17 protein-coding genes are annotated in these 24,400 nt (G+C 64.8%); 8 read left to right on the plus strand and 9 right to left on the minus strand.

Translation table 11 applies throughout. The features are described from left to right. The first annotated feature begins 310 nt into the window (after positions 1-310). The gene (locus ACLBX8_RS21075) at positions 311-811 is read left to right on the plus strand and encodes a hypothetical protein (protein WP_427508533.1); all 501 of its coding nucleotides are present in this window, start codon (positions 311-313) and stop codon (positions 809-811) included. A gap of 247 nt (positions 812-1,058) precedes the next feature. On the opposite strand, the gene ACLBX8_RS21080 is transcribed toward ACLBX8_RS21075, so the two are convergent. From ACLBX8_RS21080 to ACLBX8_RS21090, 3 genes are all read right to left on the minus strand, one after another. Further along, positions 1,059-1,571 (minus strand): hypothetical protein, encoded by a 513-nt coding sequence (locus ACLBX8_RS21080; protein ID WP_139215721.1) that lies wholly within the window; start codon positions 1,569-1,571, stop codon positions 1,059-1,061. A 1,134-nt stretch (positions 1,572-2,705) separates the two neighbouring features. Further along, entirely contained in the window at positions 2,706-2,930 is a 225-nt protein-coding gene (locus ACLBX8_RS21085) for a hypothetical protein (protein WP_447699931.1), read from the minus strand. Positions 2,931-3,086: 156 nt separating this feature from the next. Beyond that, positions 3,087-3,845 carry a sugar transferase gene (locus ACLBX8_RS21090; RefSeq protein ID WP_020091236.1) on the minus strand — a complete coding sequence of 253 codons (759 nt, stop codon included), beginning with the start codon at positions 3,843-3,845 and terminating at the stop codon, positions 3,087-3,089. A 1,192-nt stretch (positions 3,846-5,037) separates the two neighbouring features. On the opposite strand from ACLBX8_RS21090, the gene ACLBX8_RS21095 reads away from it, so the two are divergent. Continuing rightward, positions 5,038-6,183, plus strand: a complete 1,146-nt coding sequence (locus ACLBX8_RS21095; RefSeq protein WP_020091237.1) for a glycosyltransferase — start codon at positions 5,038-5,040, stop codon at positions 6,181-6,183. 118 nt (positions 6,184-6,301) lie between these two features. On the opposite strand, the gene ACLBX8_RS21100 is transcribed toward ACLBX8_RS21095, so the two are convergent. The 6 genes from ACLBX8_RS21100 to ACLBX8_RS21125 all read right to left on the minus strand — a co-directional run bounded on the left by ACLBX8_RS21100 (position 6,302) and on the right by ACLBX8_RS21125 (position 15,402). Beyond that, positions 6,302-7,645 carry an FAD-dependent oxidoreductase gene (locus tag ACLBX8_RS21100; protein ID WP_447699930.1) on the minus strand — a complete coding sequence of 448 codons (1,344 nt, stop codon included), beginning with the start codon at positions 7,643-7,645 and terminating at the stop codon, positions 6,302-6,304. A 567-nt stretch (positions 7,646-8,212) separates the two neighbouring features. Continuing rightward, the gene (locus tag ACLBX8_RS21105; RefSeq protein ID WP_447715706.1) at positions 8,213-9,688 is read right to left on the minus strand and encodes a hypothetical protein; all 1,476 of its coding nucleotides are present in this window, start codon (positions 9,686-9,688) and stop codon (positions 8,213-8,215) included. 148 nt (positions 9,689-9,836) lie between these two features. After that, positions 9,837-11,195, minus strand: coding sequence for a polysaccharide biosynthesis/export family protein (locus ACLBX8_RS21110; protein WP_447699928.1), 1,359 nt, complete (start codon positions 11,193-11,195; stop codon positions 9,837-9,839). 280 nt (positions 11,196-11,475) lie between these two features. Then, on the minus strand, positions 11,476-12,891 hold the full coding sequence (locus ACLBX8_RS21115) for a lipopolysaccharide biosynthesis protein (RefSeq protein WP_447699927.1): 1,416 nt from the start codon (positions 12,889-12,891) through the stop codon (positions 11,476-11,478). A gap of 244 nt (positions 12,892-13,135) precedes the next feature. Beyond that, on the minus strand, positions 13,136-14,197 hold the full coding sequence (locus ACLBX8_RS21120; RefSeq protein ID WP_447699926.1) for a glycosyltransferase family 4 protein: 1,062 nt from the start codon (positions 14,195-14,197) through the stop codon (positions 13,136-13,138). Between the two features lie 182 nt (positions 14,198-14,379). After that, complete coding sequence (locus ACLBX8_RS21125; RefSeq protein WP_091675625.1) at positions 14,380-15,402, minus strand: glycosyltransferase family 2 protein; 1,023 nt, start codon at positions 15,400-15,402, stop codon at positions 14,380-14,382. Between the two features lie 705 nt (positions 15,403-16,107). Here ACLBX8_RS21125 and ACLBX8_RS21130 point away from each other — a divergent pair. The 6 genes from ACLBX8_RS21130 to ACLBX8_RS21155 all read left to right on the plus strand — a co-directional run bounded on the left by ACLBX8_RS21130 (position 16,108) and on the right by ACLBX8_RS21155 (position 24,257). Beyond that, positions 16,108-16,872: an HAD family hydrolase gene (locus ACLBX8_RS21130; RefSeq protein ID WP_447715707.1), complete on the plus strand. Its 765-nt coding sequence runs from the start codon at positions 16,108-16,110 to the stop codon at positions 16,870-16,872. Continuing rightward, complete coding sequence (locus ACLBX8_RS21135; RefSeq protein WP_447699923.1) at positions 16,869-18,176, plus strand: glycosyltransferase; 1,308 nt, start codon at positions 16,869-16,871, stop codon at positions 18,174-18,176. The genes ACLBX8_RS21130 and ACLBX8_RS21135 overlap by 4 nt, the downstream gene beginning before the upstream one ends. 269 nt (positions 18,177-18,445) lie before the next feature. Continuing rightward, the gene (locus ACLBX8_RS21140; protein ID WP_447699922.1) at positions 18,446-20,476 is read left to right on the plus strand and encodes a glycosyltransferase; all 2,031 of its coding nucleotides are present in this window, start codon (positions 18,446-18,448) and stop codon (positions 20,474-20,476) included. Between the two features lies 1 nt (position 20,477). Beyond that, positions 20,478-22,142, plus strand: a complete 1,665-nt coding sequence (locus tag ACLBX8_RS21145) for a Wzz/FepE/Etk N-terminal domain-containing protein (RefSeq protein WP_447699921.1) — start codon at positions 20,478-20,480, stop codon at positions 22,140-22,142. Positions 22,143-22,213: 71 nt separating this feature from the next. Next, positions 22,214-23,326: a glycosyltransferase gene (locus ACLBX8_RS21150; RefSeq protein ID WP_447699985.1), complete on the plus strand. Its 1,113-nt coding sequence runs from the start codon at positions 22,214-22,216 to the stop codon at positions 23,324-23,326. Between the two features lie 238 nt (positions 23,327-23,564). Then, the gene (locus tag ACLBX8_RS21155) at positions 23,565-24,257 is read left to right on the plus strand and encodes a class I SAM-dependent methyltransferase (protein WP_447699920.1); all 693 of its coding nucleotides are present in this window, start codon (positions 23,565-23,567) and stop codon (positions 24,255-24,257) included. Positions 24,258-24,400: the final 143 nt, after the last annotated feature.

Here is a 24,400-nt window from a genome sequence, read left to right on the forward strand (position 1 = left end):
CGAGGCGTACCCAGCGTTTACCAACGATGGGATCGACGAGCTGAAGGAGCGGATCGCCGCCCATACGGCAGAAAGTGATCTGCTCCCGAGGAAACCGTAGCTCCCGCGTCCTTCGCCGGATGGATACGGCAAGAATGGCCACTGAGCCCCTATACTACTTTTGGTCATTGCGTACTTCGGAGATCGCTGTAGCCAGTTTATAGGGGTTGGACTCACCCCGCCCAACACTGGTATGTCATGTGCAAGCTTGGCTAGAATGGCCCGGCGCAGCGCGAGGGCGACCATGGCTTTCAGACGAATCGGAACGCTCGTGGCGGTGCTCACTCTAGGCGCGTGCTCCCACGCGCCGCTGATGCCGACTGCCTACAGCGCCTTGCCGCCCCCGACCGCGATGCCTGCGGCAACCGCGTCGACGGGCCCGCTCGTGGGCGCCGCGGCACCGCGTGCTGAGCGCGATATCGATCCGCTCCCCGTCGTCATTCCCGGCACTCTGAAGCTCACGGACGCGCAGATCGGCCAGAACGGTGTGAACCCTCTGGCGGTTCTCGATTCCTCGATGCGCAACCGCATGAGCTGGAAGAGTCTCCGTCCGGAGAATCTGACGAAGCCGCCGATCTATTCCGGCCTGTCCCGCATGTCGAACGGTGCCGGCGTCGGAGAAGCCTCGGCCACACAGAAAGACAACATTCCCGGCTTCGATAAGGATCTCGCCACCAAGAGGATCATGTCGGAGTACAATCGCGAAGCGGCGATGGCGGCGCTCCTGAAGGGCGGACACGCCGCCGCGAAGAGCGTATGCTCAGGATGCTGACGTCGCTCTTCGACGCGGCTCGAGAGTGAACGGCGAGTTCTCCGTATCGACCGGCACGCCTCGGTGCGTTCTCACCCGCCACGCCGGTCCCGACTACGGCCCCCAAGCCGGCGAAGCGGCCATCGCTTTCGCCGTGCGCTCCGTCAGCCGACGCCGCGCAGAAGTCCGTTCGCGGACTCCTTCCGGGAGGATCCCGACGATGCGCCGCACCCATCCTCTCCGCCTGCTTCACACCTGCGGCCAAGCGTCAGTAGCGCGGCGAGAAATTCATCCCCGTCACGACGGTGAAGACCGGCGGCGTGCGGTCAGCAAGCTCGATGCGTGCCGGATCCTGCGAGCGCTCTGTCTGAACTGAGGGGCAGAAAACGGTGGAGGGCACCTCGACCGTCGGTGAGAGCACCCGCTCCAGAGGCGTCGGCCTCGTCATCGCGGGCTTCGGGTCCAGCCAAGTTCCGGGCACCACCTGCTGCCCACAATTGCTGACAACCGCTTCATGTATCGTCCCATCGATTGCGGCAGAAACCACACAATTGGCGGGATGGTACACCAACTCGTACTGAAACTTCCTGTTCTCATCGGATTCGGTTTTGAACCGTTTGTCCAAAATCACGGCCGTGTGCGGGCGATCGGTCGTCCCGACAACATAGAGCCGACCGGTGGCGATGGCAGCGACCGTGATATCGGAGGCCGCCGATGCGGGCATGCTGAAGACAAGCGCCAGCACTCCGGAGAGCGTCGCAGTCGAAACCAAGCCGCGCATCCTGCCCTCACCCTCACCCGCAACCTGTTCAGACCCGGCTCGATTGTATCGTCAGCCGTGATCGCGCCCTGAACAGCGGGTCCCACAGCCATTCTACCGAGCAATGGCCAGCGTCCATCACCCGATAGAGGTACTCAGATCTCTCATCCACCGGGATATCGCGCTGGACGGACCGCATACCAACGCTCGAGCGCCGGCCCACCCGTGATCGCCGAGCCAGGGCCCTGGGTCCGGGACAGGAGCGTGCACGAACCTGACAGCCGGCGCATCGACGTGATCGCCATCCGATACCGGGAACGTGCCACCTTTCCTGACCAGGGACCTATACGTCCCAGACTTGGAATCGATGGCGCGGCATCGCGCACCGAATCCTGGGAATGCCGCTTGCGCCGTTCCGCTCCGATCGGTGAGCCTTCCGACCGCTCCACAATCCGACGTCGGCGATGACGCGAAAGCCGAGCGACGAAGGACCGTCAACATCTCTATGATACAACACCGAAGAGTCTCAACATAAAATAGATTGCGCCGAACAGCGTCACACCTGCAGCAACCCAGATAAAGACCAGCAACCATCGATCAAAATATGCGACATCGCAGTCGGCGTATTCTGTGGCGCAGGGAACGCAGTATGCGTTGGAGATCTCCACCTTCGCCCCGCACGTTTGGCAGGCACCGACCGAGAGGGAGCGCTCGCTGGCAGTCATCCTGCGCGTGCGCGGCGGCCAGCCAAAGTGCCAGCGCCGAATGGCAGCCCCTGCCTCCGAGAACCTCATACAAGCACTCGCCACTCGATATGGGCAAATGACATCTGATCCCGTTCGGGATCCATCACGTCTATCAATTTTCAGAATGGTCAATAGCGCTACTTCATAGCGTTAATATTGTCAATCTCGACCTGATGAAGCTCCCACAACCGGCGCCGCGGCTCCGAGTTCGGTATGCTCCGGACATAACCGGGCTGCGTGCCCGAGAGGTGGGCGGTGAACGGACGCTCAGATGCGCGTTCAGTGTGGCATCACGCTCACCGGAGCTCGGACGGCTGGAGGCCGCGTCGCGGGTCCGTCGGCGGATGACGTATCACGACAGGCCGCTCGAGCCCGGCGGATGCTTCACTGTGACGATGCTGCGCTCGGCTCAGAGCCGCTTCGCAGCGGTGGTCCGATCGCGCAGGATCGAGCGCGCGGCCCGGCACCACAGTCGAGTCGGTAGCCAGTACAGCGCTCGCACCGCACCGAGAGTCGCCATGATCGGCACGAACGCGTGCGCCAGCAGATCGAGGATCACGCCAGGCGGCTCATCCGCCTCGATCCGATCGTACCAGATCGGATCCTCGTGGCGGTACGGGTCTCGTTCGGTCATCGCTGGCACCCGCCACAATCCGATCCGGCCCTCATCTGTAGGACCAGCAAAGTGCTGCCCCGAACCGGATCTGGGAGCGCGGTTCGTGCTGCGCCGTCGCGCAGGGCCAGAGCACGCCGTGCCCCGGCGCGGGGCGGCTCGGGGACCACCCGCGCCTCATCGGCTCCCGCGCTGCGCCAGAACCGCGGGAACCGTGCGCAGCATGATGGCGAGATCCCGGTGCAAGGTCCACCGGGTGGCATAGTCCAGATCCAGCGCGACGCGCTCGGCATAGGTCGTGTCGGAGCGGCCCGAGACCTGCCACAGCCCCGTCACGCCCGGCGGCACGGCGAAACAGGTGGGGAATGCCCGCCCGTAGCGGGCGACTTCGGCCGGCACGATCGGGCGCGGACCGACCAAGCTCATCTCGCCGCGCAGCACATTCCAGAGCTGCGGCAGCTCGTCGAGCGAGGTCTTGCGCAGTACGTAGCCGACGGCGGTGACGCGCGGGTCGTCGCTGAGCTTGTGCGTCGCCGCCCACTCGGCCCGGGCCAGAGGATTGGCGGCCAGATGCGCCGCCAGAACAGCGTCGCCATTCGTCACCATGGAGCGGAACTTCAGGCACCCGAAGCGGCGACCGTCCCGGCCCACCCGCATGTGGCGGAAGATCGGCGCCTTACGATCACCGGCATACACGAGAGCGGCGATCAGGATCAGCAACGGCAGCAAGAGGAAGAGGGCCGTGGCCGCCACCGTGATGTCGAGCCCGCGCTTGGCCGCCCAGCCCAACCGCAGACCGCGCGCCACGAACGGCGCCGTTGGCAGAACGGCCTCCGCGACAGCCTCCGCGGCATCGCCCACTTGGTCCGCCAGTTCGACACCGTACTGCGGCGCACGCAAGGCAGGCTGAAGCGGTGGGCCGACGTCGCGCAGCATGTTCTGGCTCCTCGTGACGGCAGGTGGCCGCCAGGCGCAACAACGGTTAATCAATTGTTACCGATCGGATATCAAATCATCGCGCCTGTTTCAAGCTTAACCGTACCCAAAATGCCAGTATATTTTCCGCCCAAAAATGCAAGAATAGATTTCGATCCCGCAGGATGAAGCACAGTGGCACCGGGCCTCTGCCTCTCGACCCGGCCACGAATCCGCCTCGATGCCGCAATCCAAGCAATGTCACGAGACACCGACCTTGGCCGGATGCTCACCCATCATTGTGCACTGCGTTCGTCCGGCCCGAGGAATGCCGCGCGTTCCCACGGTTGATGGTCGAGAGCTGAGCCACTTGCAGCTCTGTGCTTCTCCCGCGCGCGCGGGCCACCCGTCCGGACCGGGACGCTCGCGCATGGGATCGCGGCGCAATGTCCAGACGTCCCGCCGCAGGCATTCCGGGAGGTCGCTGCGGCGGCGATCACCGGGATGTTGCTGAATGGCGCGACGAAATCAATTTCGCGCCGAGGGCGATCATGACAACGTGCGGGGCGCGCTCTATGGATGGACTTCCGATACAGTACCTCAGGCGCGGTCAGCGGGATGAGACGCGTGCCGGATCGGTGGCATCGGCCGCCGCGCCGCGACGGACCGTGCGTGCGTGGCCCTATTGCGATGCCGCGGGACTAATCCCTATGGCGGCGGGTTCCGCAGCGTGACCCGGATGGGCGAACTCAGTATCCTGCGGATGGCTAAGCGGCATCCAACGTGCAGGAGCGGCCACAATGCCGGAGCCAGTACGGATTGGGGCCACTCATGATGCATGCGCCGAGAGAGAACAGAGTGCCGGGTGGCGCGGCACGCCGGGTGGTCTGCGCCTGTTCGGCCGACGGGTGGGAGCGCGGAGCCTGATGCGGCCCCGGAGCATACCCGCCAAGTCGGCCAGGCCTGCCTGCAACGTCCATCCGCAGCGGATGGCGTGAGACCCGTCGATCCCGTCTGAAAGTCATCAATCCCCGCGGCTCCCGAGGCTCGAACCACACAGGTCCAGCCGAAGGCGCACGTTTCCGATCAAGACTGAGAATAGCGCAATCATGGTCCCTTGCCTGTGGAGCAGCTGCCTGCCAGCGACCGATCGGACATCCACCGGGCGACTCGGTGAGAGCTGCGCGGCGATCGGGGAAGCAGGTTCCGAGCGATGAGAGTCGCGATCGTCCATTACTGGCTCATCGGGATGCGCGGCGGCGAGAAGGTCGTCGAGGCGCTCTGCGACCTCTATCCGGAAGCCGACATCTTCACGCACGCCTACGCCCCGCAATCCATGTCGCCGACCATCAGGGCGCACCGGGTCAGGACCTCGTTCATCGGCCGATTGCCGTTCGCGACCAGCCGATACAAATCCTATCTACCCCTGATGCCGATGGCCCTCGAGCAGCTCGATCTGCGGGGATACGATCTGATCATCAGCAGCGAATCGGGTCCGGCGAAGGGGATCATCCCGCCATCCGACGCGCTTCATATCTGTTACTGTCACTCACCGATGCGGTACGTCTGGAACATGTACCACGATTATCGCGAGCGGACGGGGCTGCTCACGCGCCTGCTGATGCCGCCGGTGGCCCATTACGTGCGCAACTGGGACGCGGTCTCGGCGGGCCGGGTCCACGAGTTCATCGCCAACTCGGACACGGTCGCGCGACGCATCGAGACCTACTATCGACGCCAAGCCAAGGTCATCCATCCGCCTGTGGACACGGCGGCCTTCGAGATCGCTCCGGATGGCCAGCGCGGTGACTACCATCTGATGGTCGGCGAAATGGTCCGCTACAAGCGGCCGGAACTGGCGATCCAGGCCTTCAACCGGTTGGGGCAGCCCCTCGTGGTGATCGGCGGCGGCGAGATGCTGCGTGAACTGCGCAGCATGGCCGGTCCGCACATCAAGATCCTCGGTCCGCAGCCCTTCGAGGTCCTGAAACACCACTACGCACGGTGCCAAGCCCTGATCTTCCCCGGAGAAGAGGATTTCGGCATCGTCCCGGTCGAGGCCATGGCGAGCGGCCGGCCGGTCGTCGCGTTCGGCAAGGGTGGTGTCACCGAGACGGTCATCGACGGCGTGACCGGCACCTTCTTCCACGAGCAGTCCGTCGACGCGCTGATCGATGCCGTCCAGCGCTGTCGGGCGATCGGGGTGGAGCCAGAGCGCCTCGTCCGCCGCGCTGCCGACTTCGGTGTCGGCCGCTTCGCGGACGAGATCAGCCGTTTCGTCGACGGGGTCCTCGCGCGCGAGCGCTTGGCGGCCCCTCGTCCTCCGCGTGAGCCGAGCCGCGCCTATCTGGTCCAGTGAGACGGCCCCGCGCCGGCGGCCCCGGCCTCCTCGCCGAACCGCCGAGGTCACGACCGACGCGGGGGAGGCCCCGGTCTCAGAGGGCGGCGCGCGGCGCCCGCCCGCCGAATCGACTCGACTAAGCGTCCGATGTCCTTGTCGGCATCAGGTGAGCCGCCGCGTTGAGCGTCGAAACACGGGCGGTCGGCTGGTAGTCGAAACCGCCCTGTCGTCCGAACGACTCGATCCCGAGGTCGGCGAGTTGGGCGAGCGCGCGCGACACCCGCTGATGGGCCTGCCCGGTGTAGATGGGATAGGCACAGGGCACCACTTGGCTGCCCTCACAAACCAGATCACCGGCGAAGAGCCCGTTCTTGGCGACATGTGCCCGAAAATCCTGCTCGGCGATCGTCACGGAATCGTTCGCGTGGCCAGCGATGACCTCGACTCCAAAATACTCGCGCCCCTCCACCCGACCGTAGAAATCGGAATACATCGTGAGCCGCTTCCAAGCGCCGTCATGCGCGAAGTTGTAGAGGATCGAACAGTCGAAGCCGCGATTCCCGTCGAAGCTGAAATACAGGCTGATCAGCGTTACCGACGCGAGACCGGGATCTTCTCGGACTCCGCAGAGGGCCAACGCCCGCGCAATGGGGATCGTCGAGATGAGTCGCTGGGCGGTCAAACGGCGGCCACCGGTGCGGACATCGAATTGCGTCCCGCGCCGTGTGATCGATTCGATCCGCTCGCCCAGATGAAAGACCGAACCGCGCTGCCGCAGGGTCCGGGCGGCCACTTCGTAGAGGGCATTGAAGCCTTCGCGGGGTCGCGCCAACTGCCTGTTGGTCGGACCCGGCGCGCGATGCCGGCGGACATAGCGCAACAAGACGCGCGGGCTGGCGTGCTCCTTGATCCAGAGCATCCGCTTCTCGGCAAATTCCAGATCGACCCAGTCGGCCGGAACGCCGAAGAACCGCTTCATGTAGCTCTCGAGGCCGGACCTTCTGAGCAGATAATCACCGATCCAGTAACGAGCAAACTCCCGCGCATTCCCGATTCTGCGCCGCGCCACGCGCGAGAAAGCGGCCGATAGCACGATCCTGAAGATGCCCCATGGACCGGCCCGGACGATGTCGTCCCGGATCGACAGCGGGTACGAAGTGACGAAAGCCTGGGGTGTCAGCTTTCCCCACGTCGGCTTGATCGGAACGTAATGTTCCAGCAACTCCGGAAAATACTTCAGCAGCGGCGAATCGTCCTGAAATATTAGACTTCCGATGTCGAATGTATATCCATTGATGGATCGGTCGATATGATTGCCGCCGATATTTTCAAATTCGTCGATGACGGCAATATTTCGACAGCCGAGATCGTGAAGAATTGAAGCCGATACGAGGCCTGTAATACCGGCCCCTAATACGATCGCATCGAAAATCTCGTCTCCCGAGTGCCCATGACGATCGAAGGCTGAAGAAACGGTCATGATTCGCTTTGCATCGGCCACGGCGTCAGGCGATGGAGGATGATGCCGGAGCATGATGGTCGGCCGCGCGGAGCACGGTGAACATCGCCGACACCTCGAATCTCATCGAGATTTACGGATCGATACCATAGGCTCCTTGCGAAACCCAGTCACTACTATCGTTAACTGAGCAGAATTTGCAAACACACTATGGCGCGCGGACCGAAACACCGCCTGACGGTCGAACTACGCATCTGCAACACGCCTTGGACCGGCAGACGGGAGCTTCCAGCCATTCGGCTGACAGAGGCAGCAATGGCAGCCCTTCAGCAGGGTAAAGTCAACAACGAAAACGGCAGATGCCTATGAACCATTTGATCAATGCATTCGATGCAACGGATGCACCCAGCATATCTCGAGCGCTCCCCACGGACCCCGGGGCCATTTCCGTACCGCTCGCACGGTTGTCGCGGCGCGATGGCGCGGACCGCGGTTTTCTCCCAGAGCGGGCGCGGAACAGCAGCTTCCGGTGCCGGACGGCAGCAACGCCCCGCCGCCGGGCCGGGCCGGCGGTATCCAGGGCCGCCCTCACGTGCCGAGTGATGCGTTCTGGGCCGACTGGCAAGCTGGTTCAGCGAACCGCGACCGTATCGCGGCTGCGGCCGGATCGACCGGGGCCGCGGAAACACCGATACGGCTGACCGGCTGACTCGCAGGATAGGCGCACGCGGTGGCAGCGAAGATATAGAACATCAAGCCCTGATCGACCGTCGGACCTGCGATGATGCTGCCGGAGAGCAGGCAGAGGCAGGCGACGCGGCCGGCAGCACGGATATCGCTCGCGTAGGTGCGCGGCGCCCCGCGCCGGAAGCCGAACACCGAAGCCAGGAACAGCGCGTAGAAGACGGCGCCGGGGATCCCGACATTCGACAGCACCGCGAGGGGAAAGCTCGACGTGCGATTGGTCCCGAGGCCGACGCCCAAGCCGCTGGAGTCGACGAAGTTCCTCCAAGCGTAGGCGTTCCAGGCCGAGCGCTGAACACCCGAACTTGTCTCGGCTTTGCTCAGGACGAGCGTATCGACGTAATCGTAGACGTGCTCTGCCACACCGCTGACGGAGAGGGCCAGGAGCACGAGGACGCAGAACACCAGTGGCCCTGCGACCACCAGACCGGCACTGAAACGGTCCTGCCGATGCGTGCTGCACCGCAGCATCGCGATCGTGTAGAGGAGGGCGATTACCACCCCGGCGCCGACCAGACCGGTCGAGGACGTCGACAGGATCACGAACAGCAGCGAGATCAGCGCCAGGGGTCCCGTGACCGAGGGCTTGCGGCCGCAGAGCCAGAGCATGCCGGTGAACCCGCAACTTCCCAGTGTCATTCCCGCGAAGGCGGACGCTTCCGGCCAAGCTCCGATGATTCGCCGCATACTGCCGACACTCTCCTCATCGTGGAACGTGTACTGAGCGTTGCGAATGAATTGCAGGGCGTCCTGAGTGCCCGTGGCCGCGGTCACCACGTCGATGATGCCGAAGCATATGTTGGCGGCCGCGTAGAGGATGAGCGCCTTCGCGAGCGTTTCGAGCCCGTTCCTCGTGAAACCGAACGCGGTGATGATACTGAAACAAGCCAGATCACCGATGAGATAGATCGGCTGCGTGAAATTGCTGGATACTGGTCCCAGGGGAACGACACCGTCGCTCGTGATCAGGTGTGACGACGTTCCCAGCGGCACGATATAGGTCTCACCCGCGAAGAGCCGCGGCAGGATATAGCTGCTGGCCACCCCGTAGAGAGTGAGACAGAGAAGCCAGAAACCCGGTTCAGGCAGGCGGAACGAACTCAGGACCCGTGTCGAGATGTTGCGATGAAACAGTGTCGCGATCATCAGGAACAGGAGGAAGAGATGGGCCGGCTGTACATTGGCGCCGCCCAGCAGAATTGCCGCGGCCGATCCCAGATTGCAGATGACCACGAACGCGATCACGACCAATTCCCGGCCGAACAGCAGACAGAACAGGCCCACGACGACCGTGATGGCACCAATCGGTTCGAAGCTCATGTCAGGCTGGTCCAGGCATGATCGGCGGCGGATCGGTATCGGCGCTCAGGCCACGCATCGCCAGCCAGACGATCATGCCGGGCCTGTGTCAGGCGACAGCGTGCCCGACCGCCGCCCGGATCGATGCGACGCGCCCGCACGGGCGATCTCAGCGTTTGGCGCTGTCGGTCGGCCGGTGCGGGCCATCCGACGCGGCCGGACCGCGGCTCACCGGAGTGTCCGCCGATCCGGGGCGCTGAGTCGGGGACTGCCGCGTCTCACCGGATCTGTCGGCCGGCTGACGCACGAGCGTCACGCGCACGACGTCGCCGGGCTCGACGACGGCCTCCTCCGAGGCGAGCCATGTGGCCGCCTTCACCCCCTGCTTCCGGGTAATCTCGTAGCGCGCACTCAGGGTTTCAGACGCGTCATCGGTGTTGCCGACCATCTGGGATTCGGCATCGGCCGAGAGACGCTCGGCCGTGCGCGCCTTCTCGTCGATCGAGGCGAGCCTCTGACGGACATCTGCGGCCTCCGACAGCGCTTCGCGGCGAAAACGGGCCTTGAGGTCGATCATGTCGCGCTCGGCGCGTGTGAGGCTTTGCTGAGCGCGCAGCATGGCAACCTGCACGTCGAGCCGGCTGCTCTCGAACGAGGCCTGACTCTGCTCGGCAGCGAGCTTCCGCGGCGCGATCGTGAGTCCTTTCGAGACCAGATCGTTGATGAGGCCGAGTTCGCCGCGGCTGAGCTCGATCTGGCGGTCCAGCGTCTTGGACTTATTATCCAGTGTACTCATCTCATTCTGGAAAATGATTATCGACTGTTCAATCGCCTTGATCTCGGCCTTCAGCGCGTTCCGGCGTGTATCGAACAGGAGCTGCTCACCGCGAACGGCCTGCTCCGCATACGTCTTGTCCACTGTGCCTTTGACATCACCCCCGAACGCGATCGTCTCCGCGCCCCCGATCTCTGCCTCCAGACGGGCCAACTTGGCGGCCAGAGCGACCCGCTCCGCGGCCAGATTTCGCAACTCGCCGCGCGACGTGACCGCATCGCGCTGAATGCCGCGTGGGTCAGTGCCGCGCATCAGGCCCTGAGCCGTGCTGACGGCCTGCAGTACGGTCAGGCCAGGTTGATACTCGTACTTGCCAGGCTGCTGGACCGCACCGATGATGTAGAATGGACGGTAGGTTGCGACTTCGACCGATGCCGCTGGCTTCTCAGCGAGATCGGCGACCTGCTTCAGCGCGACACCGATGGCGTTCGCGAGGTCGATCGGCGTGCCGCCCGCGGCCTTGATCTGGCCGATCAGCGGCATGGATACAGTTCCGTCCGCCGCCACGACGAACTGACCGTTCAGTGCCGTCCACGAGTACGCTTCGCCGGTGTTGCGACGCAGATCGTAGACGCGGATCGTCAGATGATCCTGTGGGCCGAGCACGTATCGACCGGCTTCGTCGGCAACCGCATGCGCGAGCGGGCTGCCGAACAGCAAAACACAGGCCGCCGCAATGAGACGCAGACGCATCAAATTCTCCTCGACCAGATCCAAATCTTGAGTACAAATTTGCGCGCCGCGATCTGCCCACGGTACCTGCACCACAGAGTCCCGAGAGCCGCATTTAATCGTAGCAGACGCAGCCAGCCTGGCCAAGATTTATAGATCTCAGATCTGCCGCGCGGCCGCCCCCCCTGCCGAGACATCGGAGCGCGGGCCGATTCAAGTTCAGCGCGGGCGGTCTCATGTATCAGACCAATGACACTGATGCGCTCATCGTTATTCGCCGGCCAGCACTTCGAGATCGGCCTCAAGGACGCAGGGTCTGCAGGCGAAACCCGAGCAGGAGCATGCTCGCGCTGTAGGCCGCCGCGCCGCTGAAGACCGTGGCGATCAATAGGCCGACCAACCCGATATCGGCGCGGCTCAAGACGGTCTGCAGCGCGAGGACGGCGGCCGCCATCACCGCGCAGGAGAGGGCAATCTGCCAGAGATTACGGATCTGCCCCGCCACACCGGCATCGACGAGACGCCGCGCGTAGATCGCGCTGATCAGGAAGTGAAACAGGGCCGTGGCAAGGCGCGCGTAGATCATCATCATCACGCCGCCGATATAAAATCCTATTGCCATGCTCGAGACCTTCACCACCGACTCGAGGAGCGTGATCTTGAGCATCACGTTCGGCTCGTCCATCGCGAGGCAGAGCGTCGAGACAGGTTGGTAATAGGCGGTGAACATGATGGCCAGCGACAGCCATCGCAGATAGGGCGCCGCGGAAATCCATTGCGCACCGAGGATGACGCTCACGATCTGGTCGGCGGTCAGTGCGATGCCCACGCCGGCCGGGAGCGCGATGATCATCGTGAGTCGAGCCGCCTTCAGGAAGGCGGCTCGTAAGCGGAGGCGGTCATCGGCCATCGTCGCGAACGCGGCCATGACCGGCCGCATAGCCGGACCGATGACGCTCTGAGTCGGGAGGACGGAGAAATCGCTCGCCACCCCGTAGCGGCCGAGTACGGCCTTGTCGACGTGGTAACCGAGGAACATGCGATCGAACTGCCAACTGAAGGCAGCGAGGATCTGTGAGGATGTGAACCAGCCTGTGAACGCCGAAAAGGCACTCAGCCGCGCCAGGGAGAGCCTCGGTCGGTAAGGTGCGAGCACGTAGGACAGGATGGTCGGCAGGATCGCGGATGCAGCCGGATTGATCACCAGGGCCCAGTAGCCGGCTCCCAAGTAGAGAGACCCGATCGAGATCAGGGCCGCGGCCACTTTGCCGGAAAAATCCGCGAGAAACGACGCACGGAAGTCGATCTTGCGGAACAGGTGTACCATGGCCGGGCTGTAGAGGCTTCGCGCGATCGGGGCCGACGCGAGCGCGAGCGTGATGGGGATCAGTCGGACGTCGTCGTAGATGTGGGCGACCGGCCAAGCGGCGGCCATCATCAGAACGGCGATGACTCCGCCCCGAAGAAGGCCCAGCGTGAATGCAGTATCCAGATGCGACTTCTCGATCTTCTGCAGACGCAACAGGGCCTGAACCAGCGGGATCTCGAGGATCATCTCGACGATCGAGATCAGGGACGCGGCGATGGCCGTCAGGCCGAAATCGGCGGGCGACAGGATCCGTGCGAGGACGAGCAGCGTGCCGAGATCGATCGCGCGCGCGGAGATCCGCGCGGCGACACTCCATCCGGCGCCGCGCAGCGTCTTAGAGGCGAGCATGAACGTGTCCCACGGAGGACTGACCGGCGCCACACCGGCCCGGAACGACGTCGTGCCTCGTGGTCACGACATGGATCCGGATCTGAGCAACATGGCGATTCCGATCCTGACACGCTCTGCAAGGCAGTCCTGAACCAGCATCCGGCGGCGGCATCAATCTAGCTAATTTGGTTAGCTTGCGATCGAGCCGCGCCCGCGGTGCGTTGTGGGAGCCGTGTCCGGCTTCCGCGCACCGGGACGCGCATCACCCCGCGAGGCCGGCAGCGCGCCGATAGACGGTCAAGGTCTCGTCGGCCACCCGTGCGATCCGCAGGTGATCCAGGTTGATCTGGCTCTTCGCTCTCAAAGCGCCCAGGGCGCTCGGATCGGTCGTGAGCGTGATCAGCGCCTGCGCAAGCTTGTCCGGATCGTTTGCCGGGACCAGAATGCCCGCCCTTCCCCCGTCGAGCAGCTCGGGAATCCCGTCGACGTCGGTGCCCACGATCGCGCAGCCCGCCTCCCGGGCCTCGGAGAGCACGAGCGGTGCCGGATCGGCGTGGGACGGGAGCACGAAGATGTCGGCGCCCAGCATCCAGCGGTACGGATCGTCCCGCGGCCCGGCGAAGGTAATGGCATCCGCGCAGGCCAGCGCGCGCGCGGTCTGCTCATAGGCGTCCCGGTGAGGACCGCCGCCGACGACGTAGAGCCGCATGGCGCGATTGTGGGGGAACGCCTTGTCGAAGGCCTGCAGCAGATCGGGCAATCCCTTCCGGGGATGCAGGCCTCCGACGAAGACGATGGCGGGATGATCCAGAGTCTGCGGTTCCTCGGACCGACCGCGCATGCGGGCTGAGCCGATGGTCCCGTTGAGCACGACGTCGATGCGGGAAGCCGCGATGCCGCGCTTCCGCATTGCCGCAGCGACCGCGCCGCTCACAGCGATGACCCTGGTCCCAAGGCCCATGAGGACGGCACCCTTCTCGAACTCATTGTGGACGGTCGTCACGAGGGGAACGCGCAGCAGCTTGCAGGTCGGCCAAGCCAGCACGGCGCTGGTCATCATATGGGCGTGGACGACATCGGGACGCCAACGCCGGAGCACACCGCCACATCCGAGGAACGACGTCAGGATCCGGGCCGGCGTGCGCGCGTGGCTCGCGAAGATCGACTCGACGCCGTTGGACCGGAGCAGCGCATCGAAATCCCCACCCTGACTGGCTATCGCGACCCGGTGTCCGGCCTGCGCCTGTTGGCACGCGAGATCGACGGCCGCGTGGACATGGCCGTTCAGTCGGCGCGTGTGATTCAGCAGATGGAGAATACGCATGACTTACGAGCGCTCGTGTCGGATCCGAGCCCCGGCCTGCGCTGGACTCCATGCAAGCCGCGGCGCCGATTAGGCGGGAGATACGACCCTGGCCGAACAGGAGAGCCGCCACATATTCCGGAGCCATCTAGGTGTAAAAGCGCGACCGGGCGCAACAGAAAAATCCGGCGCACTACTGATTTTCAACAATGCCCCGCACCGATCGTGGCGCGCAGGATCTGTCGGACCGGCCGGCGCTTGGGCGAGAAGCGGAAGGCGAGCAACGCCTGCGCACACCGAACGGGCGCGAGAAACGTCGCGACTACGAAGAGCGCATTCGCCATTTTCCACTTCAGGGAACGCGGCTCGATCAGGACGGATCTGATCAGGCCCAGGAACGGCCTGCCACCGTACCGGACACCCCGGAGGATCGCCAGGCAGAACTCGAGGAACTGAAAATAGTATGTCTGCTCTGGCTCGACGAGGGAGACTCCGGGACGCCAGTCGTGAAGAAGACCGCGCAGATGCCTCAGACGTGACTGGAAACGCTGGAGGTCCCGCTCGACGGTGGCCGCCTGCGGGACGCGGCCCAGACCCGAGTCATTGCGGCCATGGACACGGTAGAGCCCAAGACTTTCAGAAAGACTGACGATCTCGCCCATGAACGGGGCAGCCAACAGAATCACGCCATCGACAGCTTGGTCGTACGCGCATTGATGGAGCAGATCGCAGACATCGCGGCGGAAGACATTCCCGGACGTGGGCGGCGTCTGATAGACGCCTGAGCGCAGGATGTCGTTGACAGTCCTGTCCTGCCCGCGGAACGCGCCGAGAGCGGGGTATGGGTCCGCCAGGATCGTCCCAGTCGAGTCGACGCACCTCAGACAGAACTGAAGTTTGGCGACAGTCGGATCTAGTTCCGCGAGAATACGGTCGAGAGCACCCGGCAGAAGCTCGTCGTCCGCGTCGAGAAAGAGCAGAAACGGGGCCCGGGCCTTGGCCAATCCGTACAGGCAAGCCGCCCTCTGACCGCCGTTCGGGATCCGGAACGCCGCGACACCGGACCGCTGGATAATCGACCACGAGTCATCCGTCGATCCATCGTCTATCACGACGATCTCACAAGAGTCATTGCCTTGCCCAACAACGCTTTGAATTGCTCGACCGACAAAATTTTCGTAGTTGTAACAGGTAATGATGACTGCGAGCTTGGGATCCGTGACCACGACAAATGTCTTTCACGCTCGTCGTTCAGCGCGCCCGTATCTCACGGTCTGCAGCGCCCGACAGGATGTGGCTAGCACGGTATCCCGCCGAAATCCACAATCGACATCTGAAGCCGCAGCAAAAATCCAAGTCCAATTGGTAGTTTAATCGCTGACGCTCTGCGCACTTCACGTTGGCTCGGAGACAAAAATCAACACTCCGTGATCGGGAATTGATCGATGATCGTCACCTTCCGGCCCGACTCGGAGCTCTGGGGACGTGTTGAGCCTCGCATGAGGCGCGAGATCAAGGTGACATCCAGGCACGTTGAGCCTGTCGGTCGATCCGTCGCGGCCTACGGCGCCGGCCCGCCCTCCCAGCGCGGGCGGTCGTACCTTTGATCCCCCGGACCTACTCCGAACGGCGGTCTTGTTGGGCGCCGCCAAGCTCCACTAAGGCCCCCTTTCCTGGAGATTCCCCCTCGGTCGGGCCGATCAACCCGCCTTTTCGGGGGTGCGCGGTCGCCTCGTCAATGCTTATGGCCGTAGCAGCACGCCTTCATTGATGTCGGACGGGACAGATTGTTGCTATACTCGTTGGAGGATGGACATCGCGCGCAGCGTGGTGCCGATACGGCACCGTCATTGCAGAAGGGATCCGCCGGGCGCGGCCCGGCGGGCAGACATCAGGTTCGATCGCCATCGATCGGGAGAGATCTAGCCATCATGCACCTACCCGAGACGGCAGCCCGTATCGTATCCTGCGACGTCTTCGACACGCTGCTCCTGCGCGATCACCGGTCCGAGCGCTGCCGCTTCCACGAGATCGCGGCCGTCGCGTCGCAGCTGCTCGCGGCGGAGGATGGCGTGGTGCGCCGACCGGGCGCGATCTACGCCGCGCGCCTGGAGGTGCAGCGAGCGGCCTACCGGGCGCTCGACTTGGCCAATCCCTCGGGCGACGTGCGCTTCGCCGACATGCTCGCGGCCATGACGCGCGTCCTCGGTCTCGATGATCGGGCCGCGGATATCCTGTATCGGGCCGAGATCACGGTCGAACGCGCGCAGTTGCGCGCGAACACCCGGCTGATGACGTGGCTCAGGGGCCGGGCGCGGGCCGGGGGCAGGATCATCGCGGTGAGCGATACGTACCACCGCGGCGAGACCATCGCGCAGCTGCTGAATGCGCTGGCTCCCGACCATCCCATCGCGCGCATCTACACCAGTGCCGACCACGACGCGACCAAGCGGACACGGGCGCTCTTCGATGTCGTTCTCCGGAGCGAGAAAGTGCCCCCCGCCGAGATCCTCCACCTCGGCGATGACACGCTGGCGGACGTGACGATGGCCGCCGCCGCGGGCCTGAGGACGGCACAACTGCTCCGGCCGCGCCACGTGGTGCTGCGTCGCCGCCTCGATGCCGTCCGCGCTCGCGTGATGCACCGGCACTGGATCGGTGCCGCCCGGAGCGGGGCCAGGAGGATCGGGCCGTGAGCGCGACCGACGCCGCACGCGGCCCCGCGGGCGACGACGCGGTCGCGTTCGGCCAGCGCGTGCTGGGCCCGATCCTCGCCGAGTTCTGCCTACGCCTCTGGCTCGCGGAACGCTTCCTCGCGCCGGACAGGACCGTCCTCCTGTTCTGCGCCCGGGGCGGCCTGCGCCTGCAACTCGTCTACGAGCGCTTCCTCCAGCGAACCAGCCTGCCGCAGAACCTCCCGCGCGCGGCCCTGATGGTCTCGCGCCTCGTGGCCGCCCGCACCGCCTTCGATCCGCCGAGCCCCGGCATGCTCTCCGAACTCGGTCGGGAATTCAGCGGCCGGTCGATGGCGGAGATCGCGGCGGCGCTGGCGCAACGCGACGATCTGGCCCTTCCGGCGTCCTGGGATGAGCCCTTCGAGGAGGGGGCATTCACCGCGCTGCTGTCCGGCAACCAGCCCAGCGTGGCCCGCCTTCACGCCGCGGTCGCCCAACAGGATGCCCGTTTCCGCGCGCATCTCGAGGCCTGCGCGGGCCCGGCGCGCCACTGCGTGCTGGTCGATACCGGGCTCTACGGCAGCACGGTCCGCATGCTTCAGGAGGGCCTGCCGGAGCGGACGTGGTCAGGGCTCCAGCTCGCCCGCTGCAACTACAAGCGCCTCGCCACACCGCATTTCCGCCGCACGTTCGGCCTGAGTGTCGAGAGCGACTGGTACAAGCCCTGGGACGCGCGCACGTCGGTGCTGCGCTTCTGGCACCTGATCGAGGCCTGCCTGGAACCGGACCTGCCGAGCGTCCGCACCTTCGCCCAGGCCGTCCCGGGATCGCCGCCGCGGGCCAATCTTCAGGACGACGGCTGGGAGGCGCGGATCGCATCGACGCGGCCGGACCTCTTCACCGGCGTCCTGGCCCACATCGACGATCTTCGCTCCGAGAGCGTCGCGGCGATCCCCGACGACGCGGCGCGGGCGTGGGCGGCCCTGAAGAAGGCAATCATCTGGCCGGATGACCGGACCGTCTCGACCTTGAGTCTCGGCGGCAGATCCCGCGATTTCGGACGCGTCGAGCTGAGCGCGCAGTACGCCACACCGCGGCCGGCCCGACCCGCGCAGCAGATCCGCGACAGTCTCTGGCGCGAGGGCGCGCTTCTCCGCTTCTTCCCGCGGGCCGGCCGGTTCCTGCTTCCCGTGATCGAGGCCGTCTACGCGGGTCGCGCCCTTCGAAGGGAGGCCACGTCCCGTCTCGTCCGCCGCCGCGAGCCCGCGCCCGAGGCATGCGCGGAGCCGCCCCTGTGGCGCCGGCAGGCCTCTGGCGCGAACTGAGGTCTCTCCGTGTCGTCGAATGCAGCGTTCGGGCCTCGGCTACTGAACTTGGATTTTCCTGTCGAGAATCAGAATGCTGCCTATAAAATAATTAGCGTCCCGGATTTTTGCCTCTATTACGTACGCGAATTCTGCGCACGCGCGGGGTCATGCGCGATCCCGGTTCCTGGGATCGCGGGTCCGACCGCGCCGCTCACGCGAAAGGTGGAACACTCTTGTTCTCGTATTCGATCCGCGAATCGGGGCTCCGACAGGAGTAGAGCGACAGCATGACGGCAGTCGGATCGTTCGGAATCAACGGTCGGTTCCTCACCCAGCCGATGACCGGGGTTCAGCGCTACGCGATGAACGTCACCCGGGCGCTGAGCGCGGCCCTGGCCGCTCGGGGCGAGAGCGCCCCCTTGCTGTCCGTGCCGGACGCGCAGGATCCCCGTCTCGCAGGCACGCCGCTCCGCACCGTCGGACCGGCGGGTGGGCATGCCTGGGAGCAATTCGTCCTGCCGCGCGCCTGGCCCGGCCGATTGCTCAACCTCTGCAACACCGCCCCCGCGCTGAAGGCCGATCAAGTCGTCTGCATCCACGACGCGAACGTGTTCAACGCGCCGGAGAGCTACAGCGCGTCGTTCCGGACCTTCTACAGGACGCTCCAGCCGCTTCTGGCGCGCCGTGCCGCGCGGATCGCCACCGTCTCCAGCTTCTCGGCCGGACAGATCGCCAACCATCTCTCGGTGAGAGCCTCCGACATCGTCGTGCTCCCGAACGGGCACGAGCACGTGCACGCCTGGGATCCGCGACAGGCCGTCCGGGCGCCGGCGGCCCTGGACCGGGACGCCGACGGCCTGGAGCGCCCCTTCGTGCTGGCCCTCGGGTCCCGCGCCCGCCACAAGAACCTCGATCTGCTGCTCAAACTGGCGCCCGCCTTGGGCGAACTCGGGCTCGACCTCGTGGTGGCAGGCGGCCAAGCGACCATCTACGCCGCCGAGGACCTGCGGCGCGGCGAGAATGTCCGCCACCTCGGCTTCGTCACCGACCACGACCTCGCCTACCTGATGGAGCGCGCCCTGTGCCTGGCCTTCCCCTCCCTCACGGAGGGGTTCGGGCTTCCGGCGCTGGAGGCGATGGCACGCGGCTGCCCCGTCGTCTCGACCGACCGCGCGAGTTTGCCGGAGATCTGCGGGTCGGCGGCCCTGCTCGCTCCGCCGGACCGGCCGGAACGCTGGCTCGACCAGATCCGCGCCCTGGCCGCGAGCCCGGACCTGCGATCGGACCTGATCGGCCGCGGTCGCGATCAGGCCGCCCTCTTCTCGTGGGAGGCTTCGGCGCAGGGCTACCTCGATCTCATGCGGGCGCCGAAGGTGCGGCAGGCCGCGCGCCCTGCCGCGCGCCCTGCCGCGCGATCCGCGGCACAGCCAACCCCGCCCAGCATCGCCGTCGCCATCGCGACGCTGGGCCGTCCCGAGGTGGTGACCGGCACGCTGCGGCGGATCCTGGATCGGCAGACCCTGAAGCCCGCCGCCATCCTGATCTCCTGCGTCACCCCGGACGATGCCGGCGAGGCGGCCGCGTGGCCCGGCGTGACGGTGGTCACGGGGCGTCCCGGCCTCGCCACTCAGAGAAATGCCGCCCTCGCCGCGCTGCCCGAGGCGATCGATATCGTGGTCTTCTTCGACGATGACTTCGTCCCCGAGGCCGGCTGGCTCGCGGCAGCCGCGCAGCGCTTCGAAGACGAGCCGGACATCGTCGGCCTGACGGGCGACGTCGTCGCGGACGGCATCAAGGGGCCCGGACTGCGCTTCACCGAGGTCGACCGGATGCTCGCCGCGCTGGCTCCGGTCGAGCCGGCGGCGCCCATCGAGGCCTTCAGCCCGTACGGCTGCAACATGGCGTTCCGCCGCTCGGCCATCGGCACGCTGCGCTTCGACGAGCGGCTCGTCCTGTACGGCTGGCTCGAGGACCGCGATTTCGGCGCGGCCCTGGCGGCCCGAGGCGGCCGGCTCGTCAAATGCATGGAGGCCCGCGGCGTCCATATGGGTGTGAAAGGCGGCCGCATCTCCGGCGATCGGCTCGGCTATTCGCAGATTGTCAACCCGCTATACATGCTGCGCAAGGGCACGATGACCCTGTCTCAAGTCTTCGGCCAGATTACCCGCAACGTTCTCAGCAACGTGACGCGCTTCGCGGCCCCCGAGCCGTTCATCGACCGGCGCGGCCGGCTGCGCGGCAATCTGCGCGGCGCCGCGGACGTGCTCCTGGGACGGCTGGAGCCCGAGCGGGCCCTGAAGATCCGACGGAAAGTGTGAGATGAACATCCACAACACCAACCGGATCCCGCCGGACCAGTCCCAATCGGTCTCCCATTTTCCGGAGACGACCTCCATCGGCGTGCAGGACGGCCCGCTGGCCGTCATCTCGGCGGCCCTCAAGGCGGCCCGCCGGCACAAACTGGCGGTGGCCGTCTGGGTGGTCTTCTGCATCGGCTGCGCGGCGCTCTACACGGTGACCGCGACCCCCTTCTACACGGCGACCGCTGTGCTGCTGCTCGAGCCGCGGCGCCCGGTGGGCTCGGGCTCCTCCGATGGCGCCCTGATGCCGAGCCTCGATGTGGGCCGGGCCGAGAGTGAGCTCCAGGTCCTCCGCTCGGAACGGCTGCTGGCGAACGTGTTCAACAGTCTCCAGCTGGCGAACAATCCGGAATTCGGTCCTCCGGAAGCCGAGAGCCCGAAGGAGCCGGGCCCGGGCGCGTCCGAATTGTCGGGGCTGCGGACCGCCCCGCCGTCGACGGCAGCCATCCTGCAGCAGAGGAAGTTCGAGAATTTCGCCGAGCGATTTACCGTCAGGCGGGTCGGACAGTCGTACGTTGTCGAGGTCTCGTACACGTCCAGAGACCCGAACCTGGCGCGGCGCGTCGCGAACGCGGCCGTCTCGGCCTATCTCCTGCAATCCATCGCTGCCAAGGCCGATGCGGCCAAGAACGGCGCCGAGTTCCTCCAGGGTCGCGTCAATGCCCTCGCCTCCCAGGCGCGGTCCGCCGCGGCGGCCGTCACCGAGGGCACGCTGCCGGACGCGCCGACGCCCGATGCCGACGCGCGGGTGATCGGCGCGGCGCTGCAGCCCCTCAAACCCTCGGCCCCGCGGAAGACCCTGATCCTCGGCCTCGGCGCGATGATCGGCCTCGTCGGCGGCTTCCTGGCCGTGGCGCTGCTGCAGGCCTTCGACCGCCGGATCCGGACGCCGCAGGATCTCGTCCAGAGGGCCGGCATCCCCTGCCTCGCCGTGATGCCCGAGGTCCTGCGCAAGACGGCCGAGGGGCGCCGCGAGACCGTGGATCTGCGCAACGTCAACGCGCCGTGGTTCCTCAACGTCAAATTCTCCACGGGCGTCCGCGACCTTCGGACGTCGATCCAGCTGGCCCTCTCCGCGCGCGGCCACGAGTCCGACTGTGTCATCGCCCTGGTCGGCTGCACCCCGCGCACCGGCACGACCCTGATCGGCCTGAGCTTGGCGCGCCTGCTGCAGGAAGGTGGCCGGACCGCCCGGCTGATCGACACGAATATCCACGGCGCCGGAACCTTCTTCCTGACCCCGGACTCCAAGGCCGGGGTCGGCGCGAGTCTCGCCGACCTGATCATCAATCCGAGCCATCTGGCCCTCGCCAAGTTCGTGGATTTCGGGGGCGTCTCGGTCCTGCCGTCGCGGTCGCCGTACACGGCGGTCGGCACCGGCATCTCCCTCAGCTCCTCGGTCTTCCAGAGCGTCATCGACCAGATGCGCCGGGGGGGCTACGTCATCCTCGACCTGCCGCCGCTCTCCGTCTCGGCCGAGTCCCGGGTCGCGGCCCGTCGAGCGGATGTCGTGGTGATCGTCGCCGAGGCCGGGCGGACGACCGTCGACGAGCTGTCGGACGCGGTGAACGGCCTGATCGGTGCCGGCGCGAACGTGATCGGCGCCGTTCTCAATCGCGCGTGAGCCGTGCCCTCGCATCGTCGGCAAATCCGCGCTCGACGCTCAGAATCAATCGTGAAATGGGACCTGCGTCGATGCGATCTGAGGACAGGGGCAAATTTCAGGTCCTGTATATCCAGCCGAGGACACCCGTCTTCGCAGGGATCGAGCGTGTCGTCGATACGATCTGCACTGAGCTTGCCACACGGTTCAGGGCAGAGTTTGACGTCGATGTCCTGAGGCTTTCGCAGCATGAGAACCATCCGCCAGAGCCACGGGTTTACCGGAGCGTCTTTCGGCCGGTGAACTCGCGGCTCAATCTCCTTCGAACCTTCAGGTCTGTTATCCAGGAGAAGCGCTACGATCTGGTGATCGTTCCGCAGATCGAGCCGACCGTCATTTTCTGGTTCGCGCGCCTGGGAATCCAGCAGCGCGTTGCCATGCACCTCCATGGCAATCCTAGACGGGAAGCCGCGAATTTTAAATCAGCAATGTACTTCTTCCTTCTCAATCATCTGGTCCTTCGCCGCATCAGATCGGTCTTCGGGACTTCTCCAAGACAACTTGAAGCGTTCAAACAGGATTTCAATTGCACCCGCCCGATGTACTGGGTGCCGAACCCGGTTCGACGCTTTGAACCGTCAAGCACCGATATGCGGCGAAATTCGACTCTCGTAACCTTCGTGAATGTCGGGCGTTACGACTTTCAGAAGGGCCAGGATATCCTGATTAGGGCGTTTGCGAAGCTGTACGCTCGCCGAAAAGATGTCAGCCTCAATCTGGTCGGTCATGGCTCCGATAAGGCGGCCCTCACCGCGCAGATCCAGGCACTCAACATGTCGAACGTTATCAAACTCGCGCACCATCCCGAGAACCCCCAGCAAGCACTGGATACCAGTGATGTGTTTGTTGCCACGTCGCGCTGGGAGGGCTGGTCGCTCGCCATATGCGAAGCGCTCCGGTGCGGGCTGCCCGTCATATCTACCGATTGCGAATTCGGTCCGAGCGACATCTTGGTCGATCAACGCCTCGGGCGTCTCGTGCCTCCAGATGACGAGGACGCATTGGTCAGAGCGATGATTCACTACTGCGAGAATTTAGATTTTGAAAAATCCTTCTCCTCCTTCAGAAAAAAACATATTGATCGCTTCAGTCCCGAGAACGTGGTCCACGTTCACGCCGACGCAATCCGAGAATCCGTTCTCTGATTGATCAAGACACACCAGGATTCCGCATCGCGCTTTGCGCCATTTTCCGAGACCTTCATGTCCCTTTTACGCCGAACCCCGCTTCTCGATGGTGATAAGGTGCGATCCCTTTCGTAGCATGCTCGCATCATTTTCGATTCTACGATCGCGAATATTCAGCGGATCGGCGAGTTATCCCGACTGAGGGCGTCCGAGGAAAGTTACGATACGCCTGCCATGGCCTAGTGGAGTAACCGCCGTGCTTGAGATCTATAAAAACTCGATTTACGCTGAAAATAATCCCGACTGGCACGAAGCGGACGCACCGTGGAAGGCGGCGCAGATTGGGAACATAATCAGAAAAAACGGAATCCGCTTTGAGAATATCTGCGAAGTCGGGTGCGGGACCGGCGACGTCATCTTAAATCTTGAGCATATGTTCGATCACTCGCGAGGGTACGGATACGAGATTTCGCCGCACGCGTACTGGCGCGCCAAGGATAAGGAAACGGCGCGCACGAAATTTTACCTGGACGACGTCTTCGACGCACCTGGCGCGCCCTTCGATGTACTGCTTGCTATCGACGTCATCGAGCATGTCGAGGATTACATCAGCTTCGCGAAGCAGCTCCGACCGCTCGCAAAGGTCAAGATTTTCCATATTCCCCTCGATCTTTCGGTCCAATCACTGCTCCGCAGCAACCCGATCTTGCACCTCCGGTCCAGCGTCGGTCACCTCCATTATTTCTTCAAGGACACCGCACTCGCCACTCTGCGTGACTGCGGATACAATGTGATTGATTATTGTTATACGGCAAGTCGCATCGAACTTCCGAATCAAGCTTTGTCTAGCCGTCTGATGAGTGTTCCGCGTCGGGCGCTGTTCGCATTGAGCAAGGATCTGACCGTCAGAGTGCTCGGAGGTTACTCACTCCTGGTGCTTGCCGAATAATCTCGAGCACGTTCCGAGAAGCCGTGCACGCGGTCGCTTAGTCCCACGCTGTCCACGATCCACTGTTGCTCGAATCGGCTCTCGCGGCGAAGCGTTGGAGAGGCGTTGTCTCCCCTTCTCCGCCGAACCCGGATGGACAGGCG

The organism is Methylobacterium sp. D48H, assembly GCF_053345715.1.